The following is a 21713-nucleotide window of genomic DNA, read 5'->3' on the forward strand; positions in this document are numbered from 1 at the left end:
CCTCGCTGGAGCCGAAGGGCTTCGAGGCGCTGATCCGCGACATCCGGATCCTGGAAGATGCCATGGGCGACGGCGTCAAGCAAGTGTTCCCGGGCGAACTGGCACCGCTGTCCCGGCTGCGCCGGGTGGACGGCTAAGCACCCCTCATGAACCAGCCATTACTGAGCGTCATCATTCCGGCGAAAGACCAGGCACCTTTCATCCGCGACGCGATGACCAGCCTGACCCGCCAGTTTGATGATCCCTCGGTGATGGAAATCATCGTCATCGATGACGGTTCCACCGACGGGACCGGGGAGCTGGCCGCCGCCTTTACCGGCCGGCTCCCCGGCCTGCAGATCCACCGCAACGACACCGCCGGCGGCCTGGCCGCGGCGCGCAACCAAGGCCTGGACGCCGCCACCGGCCGCTACATCACCTTTTTCGATCCGGACGACTGGTACGCCCCCGGGCACCTGTCCCGGATCACCGAGGAAATCGTGCAGCTGGGCGTGGACTTCCTCCGCGTGGACCACATCCGCCACACCAACGGAGTCCGGACCGTTCACCGTGCCCCGCAAGCGGTGCGCGGCATCGCCCTCGACCCTCGCCAGGACATTGGGCCTTCGAACGATTCGACCATGGTCGATTATCCGTACGCGCCGTTCGGCATCTTTAACAGCGCGCTCAAAGAGGCCGGCCTACTGCATTTCCTCGACGGACTGCATACCGCCGAGGACCGTCCGTGGATCTGGCGCTTGCATCTGCAGGCATCCTCCTATGCGGTCTCGGATCACTTGGGCGCGTTCTACCGCCGGGGCGTCGCGACGTCGCTGAGCCAAATCTTCGACCGCAGGCAGTTGGATTTCCTGCGCAGCTACGCCGAGGTCTTCCGGTTGGTGGCGGAAGACCGCGAGGCAGACCGTTTTCGGCCGAAGGCCATCCGGCAATTCCTCGCCATCGCGTGCCACCACCTCGATCGGTCGGATTCCATGACCCGGGCTGTCCGCCAGGAACTGACGTCCGGAGTGCGCGCTGCCGTGGCCGGCCTTCCGGATGCGGCGGTCGCCGCCGGGCTGCAGTCCCTCGGCGACCGCCGGCGCAAGACGCTGGAAACAGCAATCGGAGCATTGAAGTGAAAGAGCTTTTTGTCGTCTCAACGCTGTACCAATGCGTCTCGCTGGCAGCGGCCATCGACGACGCCGCCTTGCCGGAGACGGACAATGAACGCATTTTGGTGCTGACCGACAACGCGATGATTCCGGAGATCACCGTCCCGTTCCACGAGTCGCCGGGTTTCACCGAAACGGCCAGCCGATTCGACCGCGTCGTGGACCTGAGCAGCCTGCTCTGGCCCCGCCGGCCCGGTCAGTTCAATCCCCGCGAACAAGACCTCGACTTGTGGCAGAAGCTGCTGCGTTCGGAATGGGAGCTGGGCCGCGAACCGGTGCACCTTTACGTCGAATCCATCCAGGTGGATCCCGCGATCGCGTTGGCCCGCATCTTCGCCAGCGCACCGGTCTCCGTGCATTCGGACGGTCTGATGAGTTACGGCCCCACCCGGAACCCCGTCCCGTTGGCCGTGGCCCAGCGGCTGGATTCCCTGCTGTACGTTGATCTGGTTCCGGGTCTGCGCCCGCAACTGCTGCGCGAACACGATCCGAAACTGGTTCCGGTGGATCCGGCTTCGCTGCGCCGCGCCATGGAAGAACTGGACCGGTCCTTGCCGCCCGGTGCCCTTCCCGCAGCCCAGCCCTTGGATGCAGGCGCCGGAACCGCCCTGCTGCTGGGCCAGTACCTGGCCGATCTGGGGATCCTCTCGGCCGAGGAAGAAGTGACGCTTCACCGGCGGATGATCGAGAAGGCCAAAGACCGGGGAATCCGGCACTGCGTGTTCAAACCCCACCCCAGCGCCGGGCCGGGAGCCGTCCGCTCCATCGAGGCCGCGGCACGGGAGCTTGGCATGCAGCTGGACATCCTGGAATCCTCCGCCCCGGCCGAAGTGGTCATGCAGCGGCTTCAGCCGCACTTGGTGGTGAGCTGCTTCTCCACCGCCCTGATGACAGCTAAATACCTGTTCAACATCGACGCCGCGGCCGTCGGGACGGCGCTGCTGTTGGAGCGGCTGAGTCCGTACGAAAACAGCAACCGCCTGCCCGTCACCATCATCGATGCCGTTTTGGAACGGGACGCCCAGGCGCCAGACCAGGAAGATGCGGACACTCCGGCGGCCCGGCGGCTGCAGCCGCTGGTCGAGGCCGTTTCCTATTGCATGCAGGCAGATACGCTGGCAGCAGTCCGCCCCAGCGCGGAAACCTATCTGCACAGCATTCAGGACGGACCCCAGATGCGCTACTTCAAGCGGCGGCGGCTGACAAAGCTTCAGCTCCCCGGCGGACTGCCCCCGGCTGTCGGCGCGCGTCCGCTGGCCAAGGTCGAGCGGATGGGCCGGCGTGCCGTCCGCAAACTCAAATCGGCCGTGGCCTCATGAGGCGGAAGTGATAACGGAGACAGCGGTCACGGCGGCGTTCCTCCCCCAGTTGGGTCCGGCAGTGGATCGCAGCCTGGCCCACCCGAAGCCCGGGGCCAAAACTCGGCGAGGGCACCGGAGCGAACTGATTCGCCCGCGCTTCGGCCGTGCCGCCGTCTGGGCAGAGTCGCCTTTGCAGTTGCTCAGCGCCGTCGAGGCCCACGGTGCCGGCCTGCTTGGACAGGAAACACTGATCCACCCGCGCAGCGACGCCGTCGGCATGGACAGCACGCTGAAGTCGCTGATGGCACAGGTGCCGAGCGGGGTTCGGTTCACGCCGCCGTCGTCCGCCCTGCCCGCCGTCCGCAGCCGGAAACTGGACCGCTGGGTGACCGGCGACGCCTATTCCGGCAAGGTACAGACCGAGCTCCTGCGCGGCGTGGTCGCCGACGAACTGGTCATTGTGGACGACGGTCTGGCAACGCTGAGCCTGCTGCAGATGCTGGTCAGCGATGGGCCCACCCCGCTGATCCGTCCGCGGGCCGTGCCGACCATGCGGCGGAAGGCGCTGGGCCTGGCCACGTGGTGGACCCTGCGCCGGATGGCGAGCCAGGGCCGACTGCTGGTGTTCACGGCGTTGTCCGTGCCGGACGCCGTGGAGAAGAAGTTCAGGGCCCTCGGCGGCCATCTGGAACGGCACCGGTTCGAGTGGCTGGGCACCCAGCCGATCACCGAGAACATCCTCGAACCAACCATTGTGGTTGGTTCCGCCATGCCGGCCGACAAACTGATCCGGCCCGAGCCGTACAAGGACTGGGTGCGGTCGCTGACCGAGGAGGGCCCGGTGGCCTATTTTCCGCACCGCCGGGAACAACCGGATCTCCTCAACGAATTGGACGGACACCCGATGATCCGCGTCAAACAGCACACGATACCGGTGGAAATGCGGCTGCGCGGCCTGCGGCCCGGGCAGGTTGTCCGCGCGCTGCCCTCCACCGTCTTGGCCTCCTTGCGCCTGATCCTGGCCCCGTCCGGCGTACCGCTGAAGGGACAGCCGGTACCGGACGACTGGTGGTTGCCGGAGACAACGGAAGAACTGCGCCGGCACCTGAGCAGTTCCCTGCGCGAAGGAGGCAAGCGATGACACTGGGTCCGCAAGGCACGGCCGAGTCCCCAGTCGGCGGGGACCACGCGGTCCAGCCGTTCCGCGTGCTGGCGATTGCAGACAGCGATTCCTACCTAAAGTTTGCCTGCGCCACGCTGGAATCCCTCGGGGAAGGCTGGGAGCGCGAAGTGCTGCTGGTCCGCTCCCCCATTCTGCCCACGCTGGAACAGATCCAGGCAGCCACCGCCGGAACGTTCCTGGCCGGCAAGGCGCCCCGGGTGATCCCCGCGTCGGGCCTGCGGACCGCGTTGGCGGGCGCCGACGTCGTGCTGGCAGCGGCCACCGGACCCGTGGTGGAAGAAGTTTTCACGCAGGCCTCCCGGATGCCGCACCGGCCGGCGCTGCTGTCCGCGCTGCCCGGCGTTGCTTTCCCGGCCACCCGCAAGGCGCTGAACTACCGCGCCCTCGGCGACGCTTTCATCACGCACAGCCATGCCGAATGCCGCGCGTTCAGCGATCTGGCCGACGCCATGCGGCTGCCGCAGCGGATCCTGGTCTCACGGCTGCCGTTCCTGGCCTCGCCGGGCCGCCCGGAACCGCAGCAGGTCCCGCTCCGCTCGGTGGTCTTTGCGCCGCAGGCCAAGGTTCCGGTGGAGCGCGAACAGCGCGTGGCCATCCTGCAGGCCTTGGCGGCGTTGGCGCGGCGCCGGCCGGAACTGTCGGTGCGGGTGAAGCTGCGGGCGTGGGCCGGCGAGCCGCAGACGCACCTGGAGCAGTACCCCTTCGACCAGCTCTGGTCGGATCTGGTGGCGGCACGCGCCGTCGGCGGACACGAACTGCAGTTCTGCACCGGCCCCATGTCCGCTCAGCTCACGCCGGCGGCGGCGATGGTCACGGTCAGCTCCACGGCTGCCCTGGAAGCGCTCGACGCCGGCTTGCCGGTGCTGATTCTGGACGACTTCGGCCTGTCCGAGCAGATGCTGAACAAGGTCTTCGACGGCTCCGGACTGGTGGGGAATCTGGAGGATCTGGTGGCCGCCCGGTTCCGGCACCCCGACCATCGGTGGCTGCGGGACAACTACTTCCATGTCCAAACCGTGCCGTTGGACGACCTGCTGGTGAACTTCGCCGAACGAGCCCGGGCGGGCAAACTGGCGACGGATCCTGAACGGCTGGCTGCGGTGCAGCGCCGCAAGATGCGCTCGAAGCTGCGCACCGTGCTGCCCTCGCCGGCCCTGAAACTGGTGCGGCGGCTGCGCAATGCCCGCCGTCTTCCTGCCTGAGGAATACACCAGGCAAGCAGCACACCGTTTGGAACCGCTCTTGTCCGGGGTACTGACCGGGCAGGAGGAAAAATGCAGACGAGTCGCTCCAGCCGGCGCCTGCGGCAGCTTCCGTCGTTGGCGGCACTCCTGGTGCTGGCCCTCGGGGCCGCCGGATGTTCATCGTTGAACCCGGGCAGTGAGGATGCCGCCGCCGCTAGCGGGTTCCTGACCGCAGTCCAAGCTGGCGATGGTGCCGCAGCGTGCGACTTCTTGGCCCCGGTGGCGGTGGAAGAAACCGAGGGCGACGAGCCCGGCAGCTGCTCGCGGAAGGTCCTGCAACTGGACCTGCCCGCTGCCGGAAAGGTGACCGGGAGCCAGGCGTATGGACGGAACGCGCAGGTGGTGCTGGACACGGACACCATGTTCCTCACCCGATCGGGAGACCGATGGAAGGTCCTCGGCGCGGGCTGCACCTTCCGCGGTGAACGCCCCTACGACTGCGAAGTGGACGGAAGCTGAGATGCGCTGGTCTTTTTGGATCGTGCTGGTAGTCATCACAGCCGGGCTGATCTTCATGGCAGCGATCGGGGTGCTGGCCCGATGAAACACCATCCGCTGCTCGCAGCATTTGGTTCGTGCAGAAAGGCTCCCCAGAGTCTAAGGAGTTGGACAAGCGGGGCAAGGAGTCGGACAAGGAACAACTTCTGGCCCGGTTCGCCCGGCCGGATTCACCCAAGTGGGCCAAGGCAGGCGGCTGGCGCACCAAAGTGTTCTCGAACTCGCTGGGCCTGATGATGGGCGCCATCTTTGTGGGGTCCTGGTTGGTGCAGTCGATCAGCGGCTTCAGCGCTTTCGCCGAGAGCCAGATCGGCAACCTGCAGGATTTGGGCAGCTGGGGTGATTATCTGGGCTCCCCGGAGTTTTGGAACCGGACACTGCAGAACTGGCAGTCCGAATTTTTGGCCGTCTGGTCCATGGTGATCCTGTCCGTCTACCTGCGCCAGCGTGGGTCGCCCGAGTCCAAGCCGGTGGGGCAGTCGCACGATTCCACTGCAGTGAGCGGTTAGCCCCCGGCCCGCCCGGAAATAGCGCTGCCCTCTCGGGAATGGTTTGGCCCGGCAGGGTGTTGAAAGACGGCGTAGACTGGATAGGCTGCCCGCCATCGGCGTGGCGGCCAGACAGAAGTGTTTCGAAGGAGAACCGTGGCAGAGAACCCCATCCGGGTAGCGATCGTCGGTGTTGGAAACTGTGCGGCCTCGCTGGTCCAGGGCGTCCACTACTACCGTGGCGCCGACCCGAGCGCAACGATCCCCGGACTGATGCACGTCGCATTCGGCGCCTATCACGTCGACGACGTGCAGTTCGTCGCGGCGTTTGACGTGGACGGCAAGAAGGTGGGTCTGGACCTGGCTGACGCGATCGGAGCCAGCGAGAACAACACCATCAAGATTGCCAACGTTCCGCCCACCGGCATCAAGGTACAGCGCGGCCACACGCTGGATGGCCTGGGCAAGTACTACCGCGAGACCATCGTGGAATCCGACGACGAGCCCGTGGACATGGTTGCTGCGCTGCGTGACGCCAAGGTTGACGTCATGGTCTGCTACCTGCCGGTCGGTTCCGAGCAGGCAGCCAAGTTCTACGCCCAGTGCGCCATTGACGCCGGCGTGGCCTTTGTCAACGCGCTTCCGGTCTTCATTGCCGGGACCAAGGAATGGGCGGACAAGTTCACCGCCGCCGGCGTTCCGATTGTCGGCGACGACATCAAGAGCCAGATCGGTGCCACCATCACCCACCGCGTGATGGCCAAACTGTTCGAAGACCGCGGCGTGGTCCTGGACCGGACCTACCAGCTCAACGTCGGCGGCAACATGGACTTCAAGAACATGCTTGAGCGCGAGCGTCTGGAGTCCAAGAAGATCTCCAAGACCCAGGCCGTCACCTCGAACACGTCTGCCGTACTGGGCGACGACGACGTGCACATCGGCCCCTCCGACTACGTGGCCTGGCTGGACGACCGCAAGTGGGCATTCGTTCGGCTGGAGGGCCGCAACTTCGGCGATGCCCCGGTCTCGCTCGAGTACAAGCTCGAAGTCTGGGACTCCCCGAACTCTGCGGGCGTGATCATCGACGCGATCCGCGCGGCCAAGATCGCCCTGGACCGCGGCGTCGGCGGACCGATCCTGTCGGCGTCGAGCTACTTCATGAAGTCCCCGCCGGAGCAGTACGACGACGAAACCGCCCGCGAGAAGGTCGAAGCCTTCATCCGCGGCGAGTCTGACAACTAAGACGCACTCCAGGTTAGGGGCCGGTCCACCAAGGACCGGCCCTTAACCTTTGCCGGGGCGGCAACTGTGCCCGGGTAGATTGGGGCCATGGCCGTACCCTCCCCGTCCCCTTCCGGGCAGCTTGACGGAGCGGCCCCTCGCCCGCGCCGCAACTATGCCCTGGACATCCTGCGCATCGTCAGCATTGTGGGAGTGGTGGCCATCCACTCCTTCGGCGAGTTGGCCGGCGACGACGACGCCCGCTCGCAGCCCGATTGGCTGCCGGCAGCGATCATCGACATCGCGTTCATCTGGGTTGTGCCGGTCTTCGTCACCATCTCCGGCGCCTTGGTGCTGGCACCGCGGGCGCATACCGAGGGCGCCAGGGCTTTCTACCGGAAGCGCGCGCTGCGGCTGCTGCCTGCCCTGGTGGTGTGGCATCTGGTCTACATCTTCATTGGCAATTACCTGATCCTGGGCCGCCAACTGGATCCGCGCGAGGTGCTGGTGTCAGTCTTCGACACCCAGGTGTATCCGCACCTCTACTTCCTGTGGCTGATCTTGGGCCTGTATCTGGTGGCGCCGCCGCTGGCCGGCTACCTGAACCGGGTTCCACTGCGGCGCGCCGCGGCCGCGACCTGTGCCGTGCTGGTGCTGACCCTGGCGCTGTTCTGCCTGCAGGCGGCCGGCATCCAGTTCGAGTGGGGCTGGGAGTACCCGTGGAACATCCTGACCCAGTGGTTCCCCTATCTGGGCTACTTCATGGCGGGCTGGGTTCTTACCCAGTTGCGCGTCCCCCGCGGTGCCGCCATAGCGGCAGGAGGCGCCGCCGTCGTGCTCTCCGTTTTCAACATCTGGCACTGGATCCACAAGGATTCCACCCCGCTGCTCAACATCATCACCCCGTCGAGTTACGTGGGGCTGGGCGTGACCGCGGCAGCCCTATGCATCTTTACCGCCACGTACCATCTGCTGGCCGGGTGGCAGCCGGCCAGCTGGCTGGGACGGACGCTGATCCAGCTGTCGAACGCCTCCTTCGGGGTGTTCCTCTGCCACTACCTGTTCCTGACCTGGTTGACGTTCCACGTCTTCCCCGACCATGAGCCGACGCTGGCGCTGATCTCGCTGAAGTTCTCCATAGCCACCATCGGCTCCTTCGCCCTGACCTTGGTGGCACTGCGGACTCCGGTGCTGAACCGCGTGTTTTGAACGCAGGACGTCGCCAGCCGGGCAGGCCGGGAAACCACCCCTGGTGGCGCTAGAAGAGTCCGGTGATGACGCCGTCGTCGTCCACGTCCATCCGGCCCGCCGCCGGTTCCTTCGGCAGCCCCGGCATGGTCATCACGTCGCCCGTCAGCGCCACGATGAAGCCCGCGCCGGTCTTGGGGATCAGGTCGCGCACGGTGATGCTGAAACCGCTGGGGGCCCCTAGGACCGAAGGGTCATCGGTGAAGGAATACTGCGTCTTGGCCATGCAGACCGGCAATTTGCCCCAGCCGTTGGCCTCGATCTCGGCCAACCGCTTGCGGGCCGGACTGGTGAACTCCACATGGTCCGCGCCGTAGATCTGCTGGGCGATGGTCTCGATCTTTTTCTCCACCGTCAGGTCCAGGTCGTACAGCGGTGAGAAGGACTGTTGCTGCTGCAGCACCTGTGCCACCTTCTCGGCCAGCGCGTCGCCGCCGGTCCCGCCGCCGCCTTGCGCCCAGACATCGGCCACCGCAGCTTCAACGCCCTTCTGCCGGCACCAGTCCAGCACCCAGTCCAGTTCCTCTGTGCTGTCGGAGGTGAACTTGTTGATGGCCACCACCGGTGTGAGCCCGAACTTGGCGGCGTTGTCCACGTGCCGTTCGAGGTTGGCGATGCCGGCCTGGACGGCTTCCAGATTGGGCTCCTTGAGTTGGTCCTTGGGAATGCCTCCGTGCATCTTCAGGGAGCGGATGGTGGCCAGCACCACGATGGCCGACGGCGCGAATCCCCCGACCCGGGCCTTGATGTCCATGAACTTCTCGGCGCCCAGATCCGAGCCGAACCCGGCCTCCGTGACCACGACGTCGGCGAGCCGGCGGGCGGTCTGGGTGGCGAGCAGCGAGTTGCAGCCGTGGGCGATGTTGGCGAACGGGCCGCCGTGCACAAAGGCGGGCGTGCCGGCGATGGTTTGCACCAGGTTTGGCTTGATGGCGTCTTTGAGCAGCATGGCCAGGGCGCCCTGCACGCCCAAATCCGCCACTGTCACCGGCTTGCGATCGTAGGTGTAGCCGACGGTGATGCGCGACAGCCGTGCCTTCAGGTCGGCCGGGCCGGACGCGAGGCAGAATACGGCCATCACCTCGGAGGCCACCGTGATGTCGAAGCCCGCTTCGCGCGGCACTCCCTGGGTTGGGCCGCCGAGCCCGATCACGACTTGGCGCAGCGCCCGGTCGTTCATGTCCAGGACCCGCCTGAACGTTAGCCGCCGCGGGTCGATGCCCAGGGCATTGCCTTGGTAGATGTGGTTATCCACGAGCGCCATCAACGCGTTGTTGGCCGAGGTAATGGCGTGGAAGTCCCCGGTGAAGTGCAGGTTGATGTCATCCATCGGGAGCACCTGCGAGTAGCCGCCGCCGGTCGCCCCGCCCTTCATGCCCAGAATCGGTCCCAGCGAGGGTTCCCGGATGGCCACCATGGTCTTGTGCCCGGCCTTTGCCAGCGCGTCCGCCAATCCCACCGTCAGCGTCGACTTGCCCTCGCCTGCCGGGGTCGGCGACATAGCGGTCACCAAGACCACCTGCCCGCGGGGTTCCGCAAAGCCCGCGCCGAGCTTGGCGGGATCGATTTTCGCCTTGTAGCTGCCGTAGAGTTCCAGTGCCTCATCCGGGATTCCCACCGCCTCGGCAATCTCGGTAATCGGCCGCAAAGTAGCGCGGCGGGCAATCTCCAGATCGGTCAGCGGAGCCGGTTCAGACATCTTCGTCCTTCTTCCCTCGCATGGGCCATGTGGGCAGCATTGCTGCCACAGCCAACGTATCAGCCGCAAACGCCGCCGTCACCGGTCCGTGCCGGATCAAATACGGGGGCCCGCTGCAACGTTTTCCTCGCCGGCGCGCGGAGTCAGAAGCGATCCACCTCTCGCCGACCGGAACAGGTGGGTTTCCGTGACTGGGCTGGTTGGTCCGCTGGCTTCCGTTGCCCGAACGCAGAGAGGGCCTGCCGCGCAATCGCGCGGCAGGCCCTCTGCTTGTTTCGGTGTTGCGGCCGTTAGCGGCGGACCGCCCGACGACCGGACAGGCTCTCAGCCACACCGATCAGGAGCACCGCTGCGACAACCGCGACGATGAATCCAATGACGTTCAGCTCGAAGATGTCCCCGGTGCCCAGCAGGTTAGCGATGACACCGCCGATGATCGCTCCGACAATGCCAAGCAGCAGCGTGGCCACGAGGCCCAGGTTCTGCTTTCCGGGCTTGATCAGGCGAGCAAGTGCTCCGATAACGAGCCCAGCGATAATGAAACCGATCATGTTGCCTCCTCAGGTTGCGATGCCTCTACGATAAGCATACTTAGCGATCAATGGCAAAACGTTCCATCAGACTGATGGGCTCAGTCCTGGTCCGATGAGCCGCCAAGGAGCAAGACAAAAGGCCTTCCGCAGCGGTGGCGCGGATCCCGCGAATGGTTAGCGGCGATGCTGGTTCGGAAGCCGGGTTGTGCAGCTGCGGTGGTGCAGTCGCGTGCCCGGTTAAAGGCGGAAGCCCGCGCCGGGCAGCAACCCGGGCGCGGGCCTCAGCTACATCGGGTCCAATGTGATTCATCGGATCCTCCTCGCGAAAGTGTCCCCTACAGGACGGCGTATTTAGTTGCACCTGCTTGGCTGGGAACTTCAGCGGATGAGCTGCTGGTGCGACAGCAGATTGTCGCGCACTTGTTCCAAGCGCTGATCATCAACACGCACGTTCTGTATTCGTTTCCAGAGCGAGACGCTCTGGCGGAGCTTGCGGATCACGGCATTCACCTCCTGCCTGTCCAAGAAATTCGGCATCGTCGCAGCTGCGGCTTGTCCGGGCGCCGGCCGTGCGGAGTCGGAAGCTTCGGAGGCGGTGCCTTCGGCAACACTGCCTCCGGGACCGGCGGCTGCATCAAGGCCGCGCAAGCTGCCGGCGCTGATCAGCTGGCCGTGGCCGCGCTGCCCCTCATCGGACGGACGCGGTGCGGACGGACGGAGGGATCGTTCGGGTGCAGGCGATATGGCTGCATCCAGCGGTTTCATCAGGGTTTCCTCTCGGGAATGGGCGGGAATTCGGGCAGGAAGCATGGCGGAATCCGCGGGAATTTCGGCTGCCGGTACGAAGCCCTTGGCGGTTGTTGAAGAACCGGCAGAAGTGACCACAAGGGCAGAGTGAAATGCGGTAAGGGTGCTCATAGCGAAGTCCTCAAACAAGAAGGTGAGGCCTCCGCGCGGGAGAGCTAGAGAAATGCGGCGATGAGCGAAAAACGGTTCATGACATGAACCGGCCCAATCAGCGAAGTTCTAGTGCGCAGAAATGGCGGAGGCGGGTCGTCGGAGCGCGGCGAAGGAGTTAAACACTCCGCCCGGCGTCTTGGTCATATTCACAGATCCCACCTCCCTTTCTTAAGAGCGCCAATAGAAACAGTCCGGATCCAACTCTCCTGATTGAGAAAGTTCAATCGGACGTGTTTAACGTACCCGACGACGGCTGCTTCTGCCTAGCCAGTTCGCGGAACTTGTGGGCGTTTTCTTCTTTCCACCGGCGTGTCCTCATCAACACGCCGCAAAACGACGGCTGACGCTTGCCCGCACCCTCACAGGAGGGGGTCAAGCGCGGAAAATCTCCACAGCTCATCGAGTGGAGAATAGTTGCAGCGATTGACGGCGTGTCGCTACAACTGTCCGCCGGCCGATTGGCACCACGTTCCCTGTGCCGCTTCGCCTGCTGACTGCTCACCGGCAGGAGGCGGAATCGGACCCCGTTTGCGTCGCCGAGCGGTGTCCTCATCAACACGCCGCAGAACGACGGCGGTGCCTCCTTTTCGATACCACCTCTGCCCGCTATGTGGCTAGAGGTTCCACCCGGCTATCGCGGGCGTCTTTTTATCCCATCCCAACCGGCAGACGGCAGCGGTCTCGAGGACAAAATGCCGGCCCTCGACCGGTTCCATCCCGAGCCACCGGGCGGCCAGCACGCGGAGGAAGTGTCCGTGGGCCACCAGCAGCACCTGCCGCGGTTCGGACGTGTCGGACGACGTTGGGCCGGGGGCCGGCGGGCGGCCTGCGGAAGCCCCGACGGAAGTCGCGCGGCTGAACGCTGCCCCGGGGCCGCCGTCCAGTACTTTCGCGATGACGCGGTCGGCCCGGTCCGCCACCTGTTGCAGCGACTCGCCGCCGCGGACGCCGTGGGTCCAGATCAGGTACGAGGGATCCTTGGCCCGGATCTCGGCACTCTGTAGCCCTTCATAGTCCCCGTAGTCCCACTCGTGCGCTTCCGGCACCACTTCCGCTTCCGGATAACCGGCCAGCTCGGCGGTCCGTCGCGCACGGAGCAAGGGAGACGTCAGGACGGTATGAAAACGGACTCCGGCCAGCTTCGCAGCGGCGTCACGGGCCTGCTGGACGCCGGCCGGCGTGAGCTCCAGGTCCGTCAGCCCGGTGTACCGGTGATCCCGCGACCACTCGGTTTCGCCGTGGCGCATCAACCACAGCACCGGGAAATCCTGCGGACCACCCGCGGCCATGGCTAGGGCTGCTCCGAAAATTCCGGTTGTTCCCGCCACCAAGCCAGTAGTTTCGCCTCAGCCTCTTCCGGCGCCGCCGGCCCGTTTTCCAGCCGTTCTTCCAACAAGAACCTGTACGCCCGGCCGACCAACGGCCCGGGCTTGATGCCCAGCAGCGCCATGATCCGGGCGCCGTCCAGGTCCGGCCTCACGGCCTCAAGCTGCTCCTGCTCCTGCAACGTGGCGATGCGCTGCTCCAGGTCGTCGTAGGCAAAGGCCAACTGCTCTGCCTTGCGCTTGTTGCGCGTGGTGACATCGGAGCGGGTCAGCCGGTGAAGGCGTTCCAGCAGCGGCCCGGCGTCGTTGACGTAGCGGCGGACGGCCGAATCCGTCCAGCCGGCCTCGCCGTAGCCGTAGAAACGCATATGCAGTTCCACCAGCCGGGACACGGCCTTGATGGTGTCGTTGTCGAAGCGCAGCTTCTTCATCCGCTTGGCGGTGAGTTTGGAGCCCACCATGTCGTGGTGGCGGAAGCTGACCGCACCTGATGGTTCGAAGCGGCGGGTAGCCGGCTTGCCGACGTCGTGCATCAGGGCGGCAAACCGCAGGACGAAGTCCGGACCCGGCAGTGCGCCGTCGTCGTCCGTCTCCAGGTTGCAGGCCTGCTCCAGCACGGTGAGCGAGTGTTGGTAGACGTCCTTGTGCCGGTGGTGCTCATCGATTTCCAACCGCAGCGCGGCGACTTCCGGCAGCACATGGTCGGCCAACCCGGTGTCCACCAGCAGATCCACACCGGTGCGCGGGTCCTTGCCGTTGACCAGCTTGACCAGTTCGTCGCGGACGCGTTCGGCGGAGATGATCTCGATCCGGCCGGCCATGTCCTTCATGGCTGCCGCCACCTCGGGCGCCACGGTGACCCCCAGCTGCGAGGCGAACCGCGCGGCGCGCATCATCCGCAGGGGATCATCGGAGAACGACGACGACGGCGCGCCCGGGGTGCGCAGCAGGCCCGCGTGCAGATCCTTCACGCCGCCATAGGGGTCCACCAGTTCCAGCGAGGGCAGCCGCAGCGCCATGGCGTTCATGGTGAAATCGCGGCGGAACAGGTCGTCCTCCAGGGACGTTCCGAACGCCACCACGGGCTTGCGGGAATCCGGGTCGTAGGCCTCCGCCCGGTATGTGGTCACCTCGATGGTGTGCTGGCCCTTGCGCATGCCGATGGTGCCGAAGTCGCGGCCGATCTCCCAGAACGTGTCCGCCCATTTTTTGACGACGGCGATGGTGGCGTCCGGATCGGCGTCGGTGGTGAAGTCGAGGTCCGGGGAGATGCGACCCAGGAACAAATCGCGCACGGGCCCGCCGACCAGCGAGAGTTCGTGGCCCGCGTCTGCAAAGAGCTCTCCCAGTTCGATCACCACTGCCGGCAACGGCAGGGACGGGGCGTTGGAGCCGGTTGCGGGAGGGAACTGCGAACCAAAAAGGTGAACCATAGTGACTTAAGCGTGCCAGATGCCGGGCACGATGTTTAACAATGTCCCGGCGGCTCGGCGTCGGCATCCTCGGGTCGTGACAAAAATCGTTAGAGTGGACGCATGGCACACCCGGTTCCGAGCGCCCCGAAGCGCACCCCACTGACAGCGTCAGTGGGCAGTGCCGCGCCCGGACACCATTCGTTGCCCACCGTGGAGGAAATCTCGGCCGGCGGCGTGGTGGTGGATACGTCCACCAGCGACCTGAACGTGGCGATCATCGCCCGTTTCAATCGCGGCGGCAGGCTCGAGTGGTGCCTGCCCAAGGGCCACCCGGAGGGCCGGGAAACCAATGAAGAGGCGGCCGTCCGCGAAGTTGAAGAAGAAACGGGAATTAAGGGACGGGTGCTGGCCACGCTCGGCAGCATCGACTACTGGTTCACCGTCAGCGGCCACCGCGTCCACAAGACCGTGCACCACTTCCTGCTCGAGGCCACCGGCGGCCTGCTCACCATAGAGAATGACCCGGACCATGAGGCAGTCGACGTGGCGTGGGTGCCGTTGGCGGACTTGGGCCGGAAGCTGTCCTTCCCGAACGAACGGCGGATCGTTGACCTGGCCCGGGAAGTCCTGCCCGGACACGTCTGAGGACGCCAGTGCGGCCCTCCGGCCGTTGTTCAGGTGAGAACATAGAGGACGATGTCCGAGACCAAGATCCCCGCCCAAAACCCCGAGCAGCACAGCACGGCCAAGTCCAGCGCCATCATGGCGGCCGGAACCATGGTGTCCCGGGTCCTGGGCTTCGTCCGGACCGCTTTGCTCGCGGTCGCCATCGGTGCCAACACGACGATGGGCGACATCTTCGAGAAGGCCAACACCATCCCGAACATCATCTACCTGCTGCTGGCGGGCGGGGTGTTCAATGTGGTGCTGGTGCCGCAGATCATCAAAGCCAGCCAGAAGAGCGACGGCGGCGCCGACTTTGTCAGCCGCCTGCTCAGCCTCACGCTGCTGGTGCTGGCCGGGATTGCCTTGCTGGCAACGCTCCTTGCCGGACCGATCATCTCCGTCCTGACCCGGGGCTGGACACCGGTCATGCTGGAGCTTGGCACCGTTTTCGCCATCTGGTGCCTGCCGCAGATCTTCTTCTACGGCCTGTATGCAGTGGTGGGCCAGGTGCTCAATGCCCACGGGCGTTTCGGCTGGTACATGTGGGCCCCTGCCCTGAACAACGTGGTGGCCATCGGCACACTGGGACTCTACATCGCGCTGTACGGCCGCTACCTGCCCGGCAAGGGCGATCCGGAACTCTGGACCGGCGCACAGACAGCGGTGCTGGCCGGCGGCACCACGCTGGGCATCGTGCTGCAGGCACTCATCCTGCTGTGGCCGCTGGGGCGGCTGGGGCTGGGCCTGAAGCTCAAGCTCGGCTGGCGCGGAATGGGCTTCGCGGCCACCGGCAAAGTGGCGCTGTGGAGCCTGGCCACCATGGTCATCGCCAACACTGCCTACCTGTTCTATGGGTCCATCGCTTCCAGCGCCACCGCTGCCCGTGCTGAAGTGGCCGGATCCGGTGCATCGATCCCCGGCGAGTATGCGCTGAACACGGCGCAGCTGATCGCGCTGCTGCCGCATTCGGTCTTCGTCCTCTCGGTGGCAACAGTGCTGTTCAACAGACTGTCCCGCCAGCAATCGGTCGGCGCAGTGGACGACGTCCGGAGCACCGTGAGCTCTGGCCTGCGCACCATCGGCATCGCCTCCGTCTTTGGTGCGGCCGCTGTGGTGGTGCTGGCCGGCCCGCTGGCCCGGCTGTTTGCGGGATCAGGCCCCACCGCAGCGGCGTCCGCCGCGTCGATGGGCCAGGTCCTTGCCATTATGGCGGCCGGCATGCCCTTCATGAGCATCTACTTCTTCCTGGGACGCGTGTTCTACGCGGAGGAAGACGCCAAGACGCCGCTGATCATGCAGGCCATCTGTTCCGGTGCCTCGGTACTGCTGGCCGTGCTGATCGCCTGGCTGGTCGACCCCACCATGGTGGTCTACGCGCTGGCCCTGCTGTTCGCGGTGTTCCACGTGATCTCGGCCGTGCTGGCGCACCACTTCGCCCGGCGGCGGCTGGGAGACTACGGGGCCGGGCGCGTCGTGGACACCTACATTCGCCTCGGCTACGCGGCATTGGGCTCCGGTCTAGTCGGAGCGGCAGTGCTGTGGCTGTTCGGCGGTTACGCTCCTGGCGGCTTCGCTTGGCAGTCCATCGCCACCGCGATGGTGACCATCGCCGTCGTCGGGCTGGTGATGGCCGTCGTTTACCTGCTGCTGCTACGTGCCCTGCGCGTTCAGGAGCTGCAGGACTTCCTGGCGCCCATCATGAATCGGTTGCCCGGACGCGCCTGACAGAAACGGGAATCGGCTCCGGTACCGGCTAGCATGGAAATCAAATTATCTAGTCAGGGGCGCCAGTCCAGGACAGCCGGGAGGAACTAGTGCCGCAGCCAGTTGATGTGGGCATGCTGCTTGGTGGCCGTTACAAGGTCACAGCCCAAGTGCTTGCCTCCGCCGAACAAGATCTGGTCCTCGACGGTGTGGACCAGGTGCTCAACCGGCCCGTCAGCATCTTGGTGTCAGCACCGGAAAATGCCAGCCAGGTAGCCATGAGCGCCCGCGAAATCGCCACCGGCGAGCGGGCCAGCAACGTTCAGATACTGGACCTTGGCAACGCCGATGGGGTCACCTATCTGGTCACCAACGAGGCGCAGGCCGCTGATCTACTGGACCTGGTCATTCAGCGGGACGGCCCGTATGTTGAGCCCTTCTTCACCGACACACTCGGTTCCGAAATATTCGGCCAGGTGCGCTCCACCGAACCGGAGCCGTACGAGGACGAGTACGAGGACTACGAAGAAGAGCCTCGGCAAAGCCTCCGCGACCGGCTGAACAAGCTCGACCTGCCCAAGCTGGGCAAAAACGCGCCGGAAGGAACCGCCAAAGCCCGGTTCGGCCGCCAGCCGGAAGGCGTGGCCTCTGGCGCCGGATCCGCTGCCGGAACTGCCGCCGCGGCTGCCTCCGCCGGCGCGCACGTGCCGCCGCCGCCGTCTGCGCCGCCGGCACCTGCCGCAAGCCCGGCAACGGCGCCCGTCTCGCGGCAGGTTCCGGCTTCCCGGCCGGCAGCCGCCCAGCCGCCTGCCGAGAAGCCCAGGGTCAGCTTGTGGTCGGAGGACGACGGCGATCAGGCCGACGTCCGATCTGCCGCCATGTTCCCGTCGGCAGCCCACACGAGCAACGAACCCGGTACAGACGACTACGAGTACGACGAGTACGACGACGAGGAACGCAACAGCCCGAGGTCGTCCAAGTTGCTGGTGGGCGGATTGCTGGCCGTGTTGTTGGTAATCGCCATCGTCGTGGCGGTGAGCCAACTGAACCTCTTCCGCGGCGGACCGGTCGCCGACGGATCGGAAACCGGAAATGAAACCGGCGCCGCTTCCAGTCCAGCGGAAACCGATGCGCAAGAAGAATCGGCCCCTGCCGCTGAAGTTGTCGAGCCGGTCATCGCGGATCTCACCCGCCAGGTTCCGGACATGCAGGAACTCGACGCGGAGAACGACGGCAAGCTGTCCGAAGCCGTCGATGGTAACCCCGCCACCTACTGGGCCAGCTTCCAGTACGTGTCGGACAAGTTTGGTGGCTATGCCGGAAACATGGCGCTGGTCGTCGAGCTTGAGGAACCGTCGAGCATCAGCTCTGTGGAGCTGACGCAACTGAGCGGGACCGGAGGAAACTTCTCCGTGCTCTTGAATGACGAGCCAACCTTGGACGGCGCCAGCCAGGTAGCCCAGGGAAGCTTCACCGCGCAGAAGACCACAATCCCGGTGCCTGAACAGGATGGCGCGGCTCCCAAAGCCCAGTACGTCCTGATCAACTTCACGCAGTTGCCGAAGCTCTCCAACCCCATGGGCGGTCCGCCTTACGGCATCCGCATGGCAGAGATCGAGGTCTCCTAGCCGCTGAGAGGCGGGCCGTGCCGCCCGAGCACGGAATAAGCCGGCGCCACGCGCCGTTGAGAGAAGTGTTGGCCTTGCTGCCCGCTCAAGGCGGCCGGGCCAGGCGTACATCAAAACCAGAGGAAGAGGTTCGCAGGCAGTGAGCACAGAAACCACACCGTCCGTCCGCGACGTCATCATCGTAGGGTCCGGTCCGGCCGGCTACACGGCAGCTGTCTACACTGCGCGAGCCAATCTCAACCCACTGCTCATTGCCAGCTCCGTCGAGGCAGGCGGCGAACTGATGAACACCACAGACGTGGAAAACTACCCCGGTTTCCCCGGTGGAATTCTGGGGCCGGAGCTGATGGAGAACTTCCAAAAGCAGGCCGAGCGGTTCGGGACCGAGATCCTGTTCGAAGATGTCACCAGCCTCGAGCTGGAAGGTGATGTTAAGAAGGTCACCATTGGTTCAGGCGAAACCTTCCTGGCGCGTTCGGTGATCATATCCACCGGCTCTGCCTACCGCGAACTCGGACTTCCCGACGAAAAGCGCCTAGCCGGACACGGCGTCAGCTGGTGCGCAACCTGCGACGGTTTCTTCTTCAAGAACCAGGACATCGCGGTAATCGGCGGAGGCGACTCAGCCATGGAAGAAGCCCTTTTCCTCACCAAGTTCGCGGACTCTGTCACGGTTGTCCACCGCCGCGATACCCTGCGTGCCTCCAAGATCATGCAGGAGCGTGCCTTGGCGCACGAGAAGATCAAGTTCGTCTGGAACTCGGAAGTCGTCGGTCTGGAAGGCGACAACAAAGTTTCCGCACTGAAGCTCAAAAACACGGTCGATGGTTCCGAGACGGTGCTGCCAGTGACCGGCGTTTTCGTCGCCATCGGCAATGATCCCCGGGTCTCCCTCGTCAAGGATCAGTTGGAACTGACGCCCGAGGGCACGATCGCGGTTGAAGGCCGGTCCTCCAAGACCTCGCTGCCGGGGGTTTTCGCAGCCGGCGATGTCATCGATCCCACGTACCGCCAAGCAATCACCGCCTCGGGAAGCGGCTGCGCCGCCGCCATCGATGTGGAACATTACCTGGCCGACCTTGCTAGCAGCCAGGCCGGCATCGCTGAGCCCGCAACCGTCTGAACCGGTTCGAGAAAGAGAGAACAGCATGAGTAACGCAAAAGATGTCACCGACGCTACTTTCGAAGCGGATGTCCTGAAGTCCACCAAGCCCGTGATTGTGGACTTCTGGGCAGAGTGGTGCGGCCCTTGCCGCATGCTCTCGCCGATCCTCGATGACATCGCTGCCGAACACTCCGGCAAGGTTGAAGTCGTCAAGCTCAACGTCGATGACAATCCCGCCACCGCTGCGCAGTACGGCATCACCTCCATCCCCGCCGTCTACGTCTTCAAGGACGGCGCGGTAGCAGCGACCTCTATCGGAGCGAAGCCGAAGCAGGTCATCGAGCAGGAATTCGCTGAGTTCCTCAACTAACAAGATGGAAAACGACGCGGCAGACCAGAGTCTGCGCCGTTCAGACATCAGTCGACGCGTAGTAGCCCTCCGTGAAGGGCTACTACGCGCTGGCGTTTCTATGGCGTATCTTGCCCCGGACCAGGTAAACAACCCCATGGTGTTTGATGATCATGTGGACGCTGCCGTCCGCACCTTTCAGCAGCACCGCGGTTTGATGGTGGACGGCGTCGCGGGCCCCGAGACCGAAAGAGCCTTGGCCGAGGCACAGTTCAAACTCGGTGCCCGCCAGCTTGCCTATACTCCGGAAGGTCCTTCGCTTCGAGGCGACGATGTCACGGAATTGCAGCGCCAACTTTCATTTCTTGGTTTTTACTACGGCCACATTGATGGCGAGTACGGGGAACGAACCCACCTGGCAGTCCGTGAACTGCAACTGAACCTTGGCCTCGAAGCATCCGGTGTCGCCGATGGACAACTGATTTCATCGATGGAGCGCATCAACCGGACTATCAGTCCGAGCCAGGCGTTTTCCCTGCGTGACTACGAACGCCTCAGCCAAGCATCTGCAACCTTACGCGGCCGCACCATCGCCATCGCGCCTGGGTCGGCCGAAGACGCGCAAGCGAAAATCATCGACTCTTCCTCGGGTCTGCCACTCACAGAGAAGCTCGTCGCCAGCGACGTATCCAACCGCATAGGGAAGATCCTCACAGAGCTTGGTGCGAGTGTGTCGATCATTGAGAAGCAACCCGTGGATGGGAGTGACGTCCGCGCAGACCTGATCAAGAAGTCGTCGCCTAGTCTGAGCATTGCCATCCACTGTGATTGGTTGCCGCAACCAGCGGCCAATGGTGTCAGTGCCTTCTTCTGGGGCCGCCCCGAATCCGGCGAGGTTCGCTCTCCTATCGGCCACCGTGCCGCGGAACTGATCCTGAAGGAGGTCGTCGCTCGAACAGGGTCCACGTCTCTGGGTCTTCACGGCCGCAGCTGGGACATACTACGCCTGCCCAGCACGCCATCTGTTCAGTTGGACATTGGTTATTTGAGCAGCCCGCTCGATTCTTCCAGGCTTGCCGATCCGATCTTCCGTCAAATCTTGGCTGACTCCGTCGTCATAGCGATTCAACGCCTCTACCTTTTGGAAGAGGACGATGAGCCGACGGGGACCCTTGCTCTAGACGACGTGCTTCGCTTCAATCCGCCGTCTTAGATCATTCGTTCACCGCTCTGTTTCACGTGAAACGGACAATACTGCTCCTCCAGGGTCTCCTCTCCGCGTACGAGGTGAGTCTCTCGTCTTTCTTGTTACAGCGTCCCCCTTGCCGGCCGCGCCTAGTGATTTTGGTGCGCAGTCCTCCGGCAGGCCGTTACTCTTTTCCCTGGGCGGGCAAACTTGATTGTTCACCTCGACTGATTGTGGGAGTTCTCCCCCGCCCGCTTCGAACCCATTCTGTGTCGTTGAAATTTCATGCTGGGATGATCTGAGGTCGGTGTTTCACGTGAAACTCTTGGCGGTATCCTCACCCTCAGACCGACATGGATGCATGCCGCCCCCCAGTTCGTGACTCGGCACATGCTGGAGGCTACTCAATTCCTGTCCAACTGCTCAACGAGTCCGGCGAGGTGCTCTTTGCGGTCAAGTCACTTCTCCCGCCAACAGTCCCTTTTATGTTTCGGAAGCGACCGGGACGGAACAACATTTAGCTACAGGGGTGTCCCCGCTCAATCAATCACCTGACCTGCACGGGCTTTGTCGCCTTGCTGGCTCCGAACAGAGTGCTCCGGCCACCGTTCGCGTTCCACGTGAAACACCGCCGCGTGTCACGAGCTAGCCGGCGGCGCACCGAGTCTTCATACTCCGAGCTCGGTACGCCTCCGTCGTTCCAGACTTCCACGTTCGGCGCCAGATTGGCTCGTCGCTTTGGCATCTGCGAATGAACGGCTGACGTAGAGGTGCCCTGCCCAAATAGAGGTGACCACGTAAGTGAAACA

The 21713-nt window shown here is 64.6% G+C and carries 19 protein-coding genes and 1 pseudogene; 15 read left to right on the top strand and 5 right to left on the bottom strand.

Going from position 1 to position 21713, the window contains the following annotated elements; all coding sequences use genetic code 11:
* The 9 genes and pseudogenes from AC5RWT_RS09600 to AC5RWT_RS09640 form a co-directional block, all read left to right on the top strand.
* A pseudogene (locus AC5RWT_RS09600) lies at positions 1-137 on the top strand (N-acetylneuraminate synthase family protein); the annotation flags it as partial.
* Positions 138-146: 9 nt separating this feature from the next.
* Complete coding sequence (locus AC5RWT_RS09605) at positions 147-1118, top strand: glycosyltransferase family 2 protein (protein ID WP_494080051.1); 972 nt, start codon at positions 147-149, stop codon at positions 1116-1118.
* Positions 1115-2470 carry a polysialyltransferase family glycosyltransferase gene (locus AC5RWT_RS09610; protein WP_494080052.1) on the top strand — a complete coding sequence of 452 codons (1356 nt, stop codon included), beginning with the start codon at positions 1115-1117 and terminating at the stop codon, positions 2468-2470. Before AC5RWT_RS09605 ends, AC5RWT_RS09610 begins: the two co-directional genes overlap by 4 nt.
* Positions 2471-2477: 7 nt before the next feature.
* Positions 2478-3593, top strand: coding sequence for a hypothetical protein (locus tag AC5RWT_RS09615; protein WP_494080053.1), 1116 nt, complete (start codon positions 2478-2480; stop codon positions 3591-3593).
* Complete coding sequence (locus tag AC5RWT_RS09620; RefSeq protein WP_494080054.1) at positions 3590-4837, top strand: DUF6716 putative glycosyltransferase; 1248 nt, start codon at positions 3590-3592, stop codon at positions 4835-4837. Before AC5RWT_RS09615 ends, AC5RWT_RS09620 begins: the two co-directional genes overlap by 4 nt.
* A 72-nt stretch (positions 4838-4909) precedes the next feature.
* On the top strand, positions 4910-5338 hold the full coding sequence (locus tag AC5RWT_RS09625; protein ID WP_494080055.1) for a hypothetical protein: 429 nt from the start codon (positions 4910-4912) through the stop codon (positions 5336-5338).
* Positions 5339-5454: 116 nt separating this feature from the next.
* Positions 5455-5886 carry a DUF6766 family protein gene (locus AC5RWT_RS09630; protein ID WP_494080056.1) on the top strand — a complete coding sequence of 144 codons (432 nt, stop codon included), beginning with the start codon at positions 5455-5457 and terminating at the stop codon, positions 5884-5886.
* Between the two features lie 135 nt (positions 5887-6021).
* Positions 6022-7107, top strand: coding sequence for an inositol-3-phosphate synthase (locus tag AC5RWT_RS09635; protein ID WP_494080057.1), 1086 nt, complete (start codon positions 6022-6024; stop codon positions 7105-7107).
* 87 nt (positions 7108-7194) lie between these two features.
* Positions 7195-8295, top strand: a complete 1101-nt coding sequence (locus AC5RWT_RS09640; RefSeq protein ID WP_494080058.1) for an acyltransferase — start codon at positions 7195-7197, stop codon at positions 8293-8295.
* A gap of 49 nt (positions 8296-8344) precedes the next feature.
* Here the strand turns inward: AC5RWT_RS09640 and AC5RWT_RS09645 are convergent, their stop codons facing one another.
* The 5 genes from AC5RWT_RS09645 to AC5RWT_RS09665 all read right to left on the bottom strand — a co-directional run bounded on the left by AC5RWT_RS09645 (position 8345) and on the right by AC5RWT_RS09665 (position 14284).
* Positions 8345-10033, bottom strand: a complete 1689-nt coding sequence (locus AC5RWT_RS09645; RefSeq protein ID WP_494043293.1) for a formate--tetrahydrofolate ligase — start codon at positions 10031-10033, stop codon at positions 8345-8347.
* Between the two features lie 290 nt (positions 10034-10323).
* Positions 10324-10584, bottom strand: a complete 261-nt coding sequence (locus AC5RWT_RS09650; protein ID WP_494043294.1) for a GlsB/YeaQ/YmgE family stress response membrane protein — start codon at positions 10582-10584, stop codon at positions 10324-10326.
* 360 nt (positions 10585-10944) lie between these two features.
* Positions 10945-11484: a hypothetical protein gene (locus tag AC5RWT_RS09655; protein WP_494080059.1), complete on the bottom strand. Its 540-nt coding sequence runs from the start codon at positions 11482-11484 to the stop codon at positions 10945-10947.
* A 656-nt stretch (positions 11485-12140) separates the two neighbouring features.
* On the bottom strand, positions 12141-12815 hold the full coding sequence (locus tag AC5RWT_RS09660; RefSeq protein ID WP_494080095.1) for a histidine phosphatase family protein: 675 nt from the start codon (positions 12813-12815) through the stop codon (positions 12141-12143).
* A gap of 2 nt (positions 12816-12817) precedes the next feature.
* Positions 12818-14284, bottom strand: coding sequence for a CCA tRNA nucleotidyltransferase (locus AC5RWT_RS09665; RefSeq protein ID WP_494080060.1), 1467 nt, complete (start codon positions 14282-14284; stop codon positions 12818-12820).
* Between the two features lie 102 nt (positions 14285-14386).
* Here AC5RWT_RS09665 and AC5RWT_RS09670 point away from each other — a divergent pair, with 102 nt between their 5' ends.
* From AC5RWT_RS09670 to AC5RWT_RS09695, 6 genes are all read left to right on the top strand, one after another.
* Complete coding sequence (locus AC5RWT_RS09670; protein WP_241914109.1) at positions 14387-14911, top strand: NUDIX hydrolase; 525 nt, start codon at positions 14387-14389, stop codon at positions 14909-14911.
* Positions 14912-14962: 51 nt separating this feature from the next.
* Positions 14963-16657, top strand: a complete 1695-nt coding sequence (murJ, locus tag AC5RWT_RS09675) for a murein biosynthesis integral membrane protein MurJ (RefSeq protein WP_494080061.1) — start codon at positions 14963-14965, stop codon at positions 16655-16657.
* Positions 16658-16746: 89 nt separating this feature from the next.
* Entirely contained in the window at positions 16747-18264 is a 1518-nt protein-coding gene (locus AC5RWT_RS09680; protein WP_494043299.1) for an ABC transporter substrate-binding protein, read from the top strand.
* 139 nt (positions 18265-18403) lie between these two features.
* On the top strand, positions 18404-19387 hold the full coding sequence (trxB, locus tag AC5RWT_RS09685; protein WP_494080062.1) for a thioredoxin-disulfide reductase: 984 nt from the start codon (positions 18404-18406) through the stop codon (positions 19385-19387).
* A gap of 25 nt (positions 19388-19412) precedes the next feature.
* The gene (trxA, locus tag AC5RWT_RS09690) at positions 19413-19739 is read left to right on the top strand and encodes a thioredoxin (RefSeq protein ID WP_494043301.1); all 327 of its coding nucleotides are present in this window, start codon (positions 19413-19415) and stop codon (positions 19737-19739) included.
* Between the two features lie 4 nt (positions 19740-19743).
* Positions 19744-20931, top strand: a complete 1188-nt coding sequence (locus tag AC5RWT_RS09695; protein ID WP_494080063.1) for an N-acetylmuramoyl-L-alanine amidase — start codon at positions 19744-19746, stop codon at positions 20929-20931.
* The last annotated feature ends 782 nt before the right edge of the window (positions 20932-21713 follow it).

The organism is Arthrobacter sp. Dra40 (genome assembly GCF_059091905.1).

Excerpts from the sequence above, each read along its gene's own strand:
- AC5RWT_RS09605 (WP_494080051.1), top strand. The coding sequence starts at position 147 with ATGAACCAGCCATTACTGAGCGTCATCATTCCGGCGAAAGACCAGGCA.
- AC5RWT_RS09620 (WP_494080054.1), top strand. The coding sequence starts at position 3,590 with ATGACACTGGGTCCGCAAGGCACGGCCGAGTCCCCAGTCGGCGGGGAC.
- AC5RWT_RS09625 (WP_494080055.1), top strand. The coding sequence starts at position 4,910 with ATGCAGACGAGTCGCTCCAGCCGGCGCCTGCGGCAGCTTCCGTCGTTG.
- AC5RWT_RS09640 (WP_494080058.1), top strand. The coding sequence starts at position 7,195 with ATGGCCGTACCCTCCCCGTCCCCTTCCGGGCAGCTTGACGGAGCGGCC.
- AC5RWT_RS09645 (WP_494043293.1), bottom strand. The coding sequence starts at position 10,033 with ATGTCTGAACCGGCTCCGCTGACCGATCTGGAGATTGCCCGCCGCGCT.
- AC5RWT_RS09650 (WP_494043294.1), bottom strand. The coding sequence starts at position 10,584 with ATGATCGGTTTCATTATCGCTGGGCTCGTTATCGGAGCACTTGCTCGC.
- AC5RWT_RS09655 (WP_494080059.1), bottom strand. The coding sequence starts at position 11,484 with ATGAGCACCCTTACCGCATTTCACTCTGCCCTTGTGGTCACTTCTGCC.
- AC5RWT_RS09660 (WP_494080095.1), bottom strand. The coding sequence starts at position 12,815 with ATGGCCGCGGGTGGTCCGCAGGATTTCCCGGTGCTGTGGTTGATGCGC.
- AC5RWT_RS09665 (WP_494080060.1), bottom strand. The coding sequence starts at position 14,284 with ATGGTTCACCTTTTTGGTTCGCAGTTCCCTCCCGCAACCGGCTCCAAC.
- AC5RWT_RS09670 (WP_241914109.1), top strand. The coding sequence starts at position 14,387 with ATGGCACACCCGGTTCCGAGCGCCCCGAAGCGCACCCCACTGACAGCG.
- murJ (WP_494080061.1), top strand. The coding sequence starts at position 14,963 with ATGTCCGAGACCAAGATCCCCGCCCAAAACCCCGAGCAGCACAGCACG.
- trxA (WP_494043301.1), top strand. The coding sequence starts at position 19,413 with ATGAGTAACGCAAAAGATGTCACCGACGCTACTTTCGAAGCGGATGTC.
- AC5RWT_RS09695 (WP_494080063.1), top strand. The coding sequence starts at position 19,744 with ATGGAAAACGACGCGGCAGACCAGAGTCTGCGCCGTTCAGACATCAGT.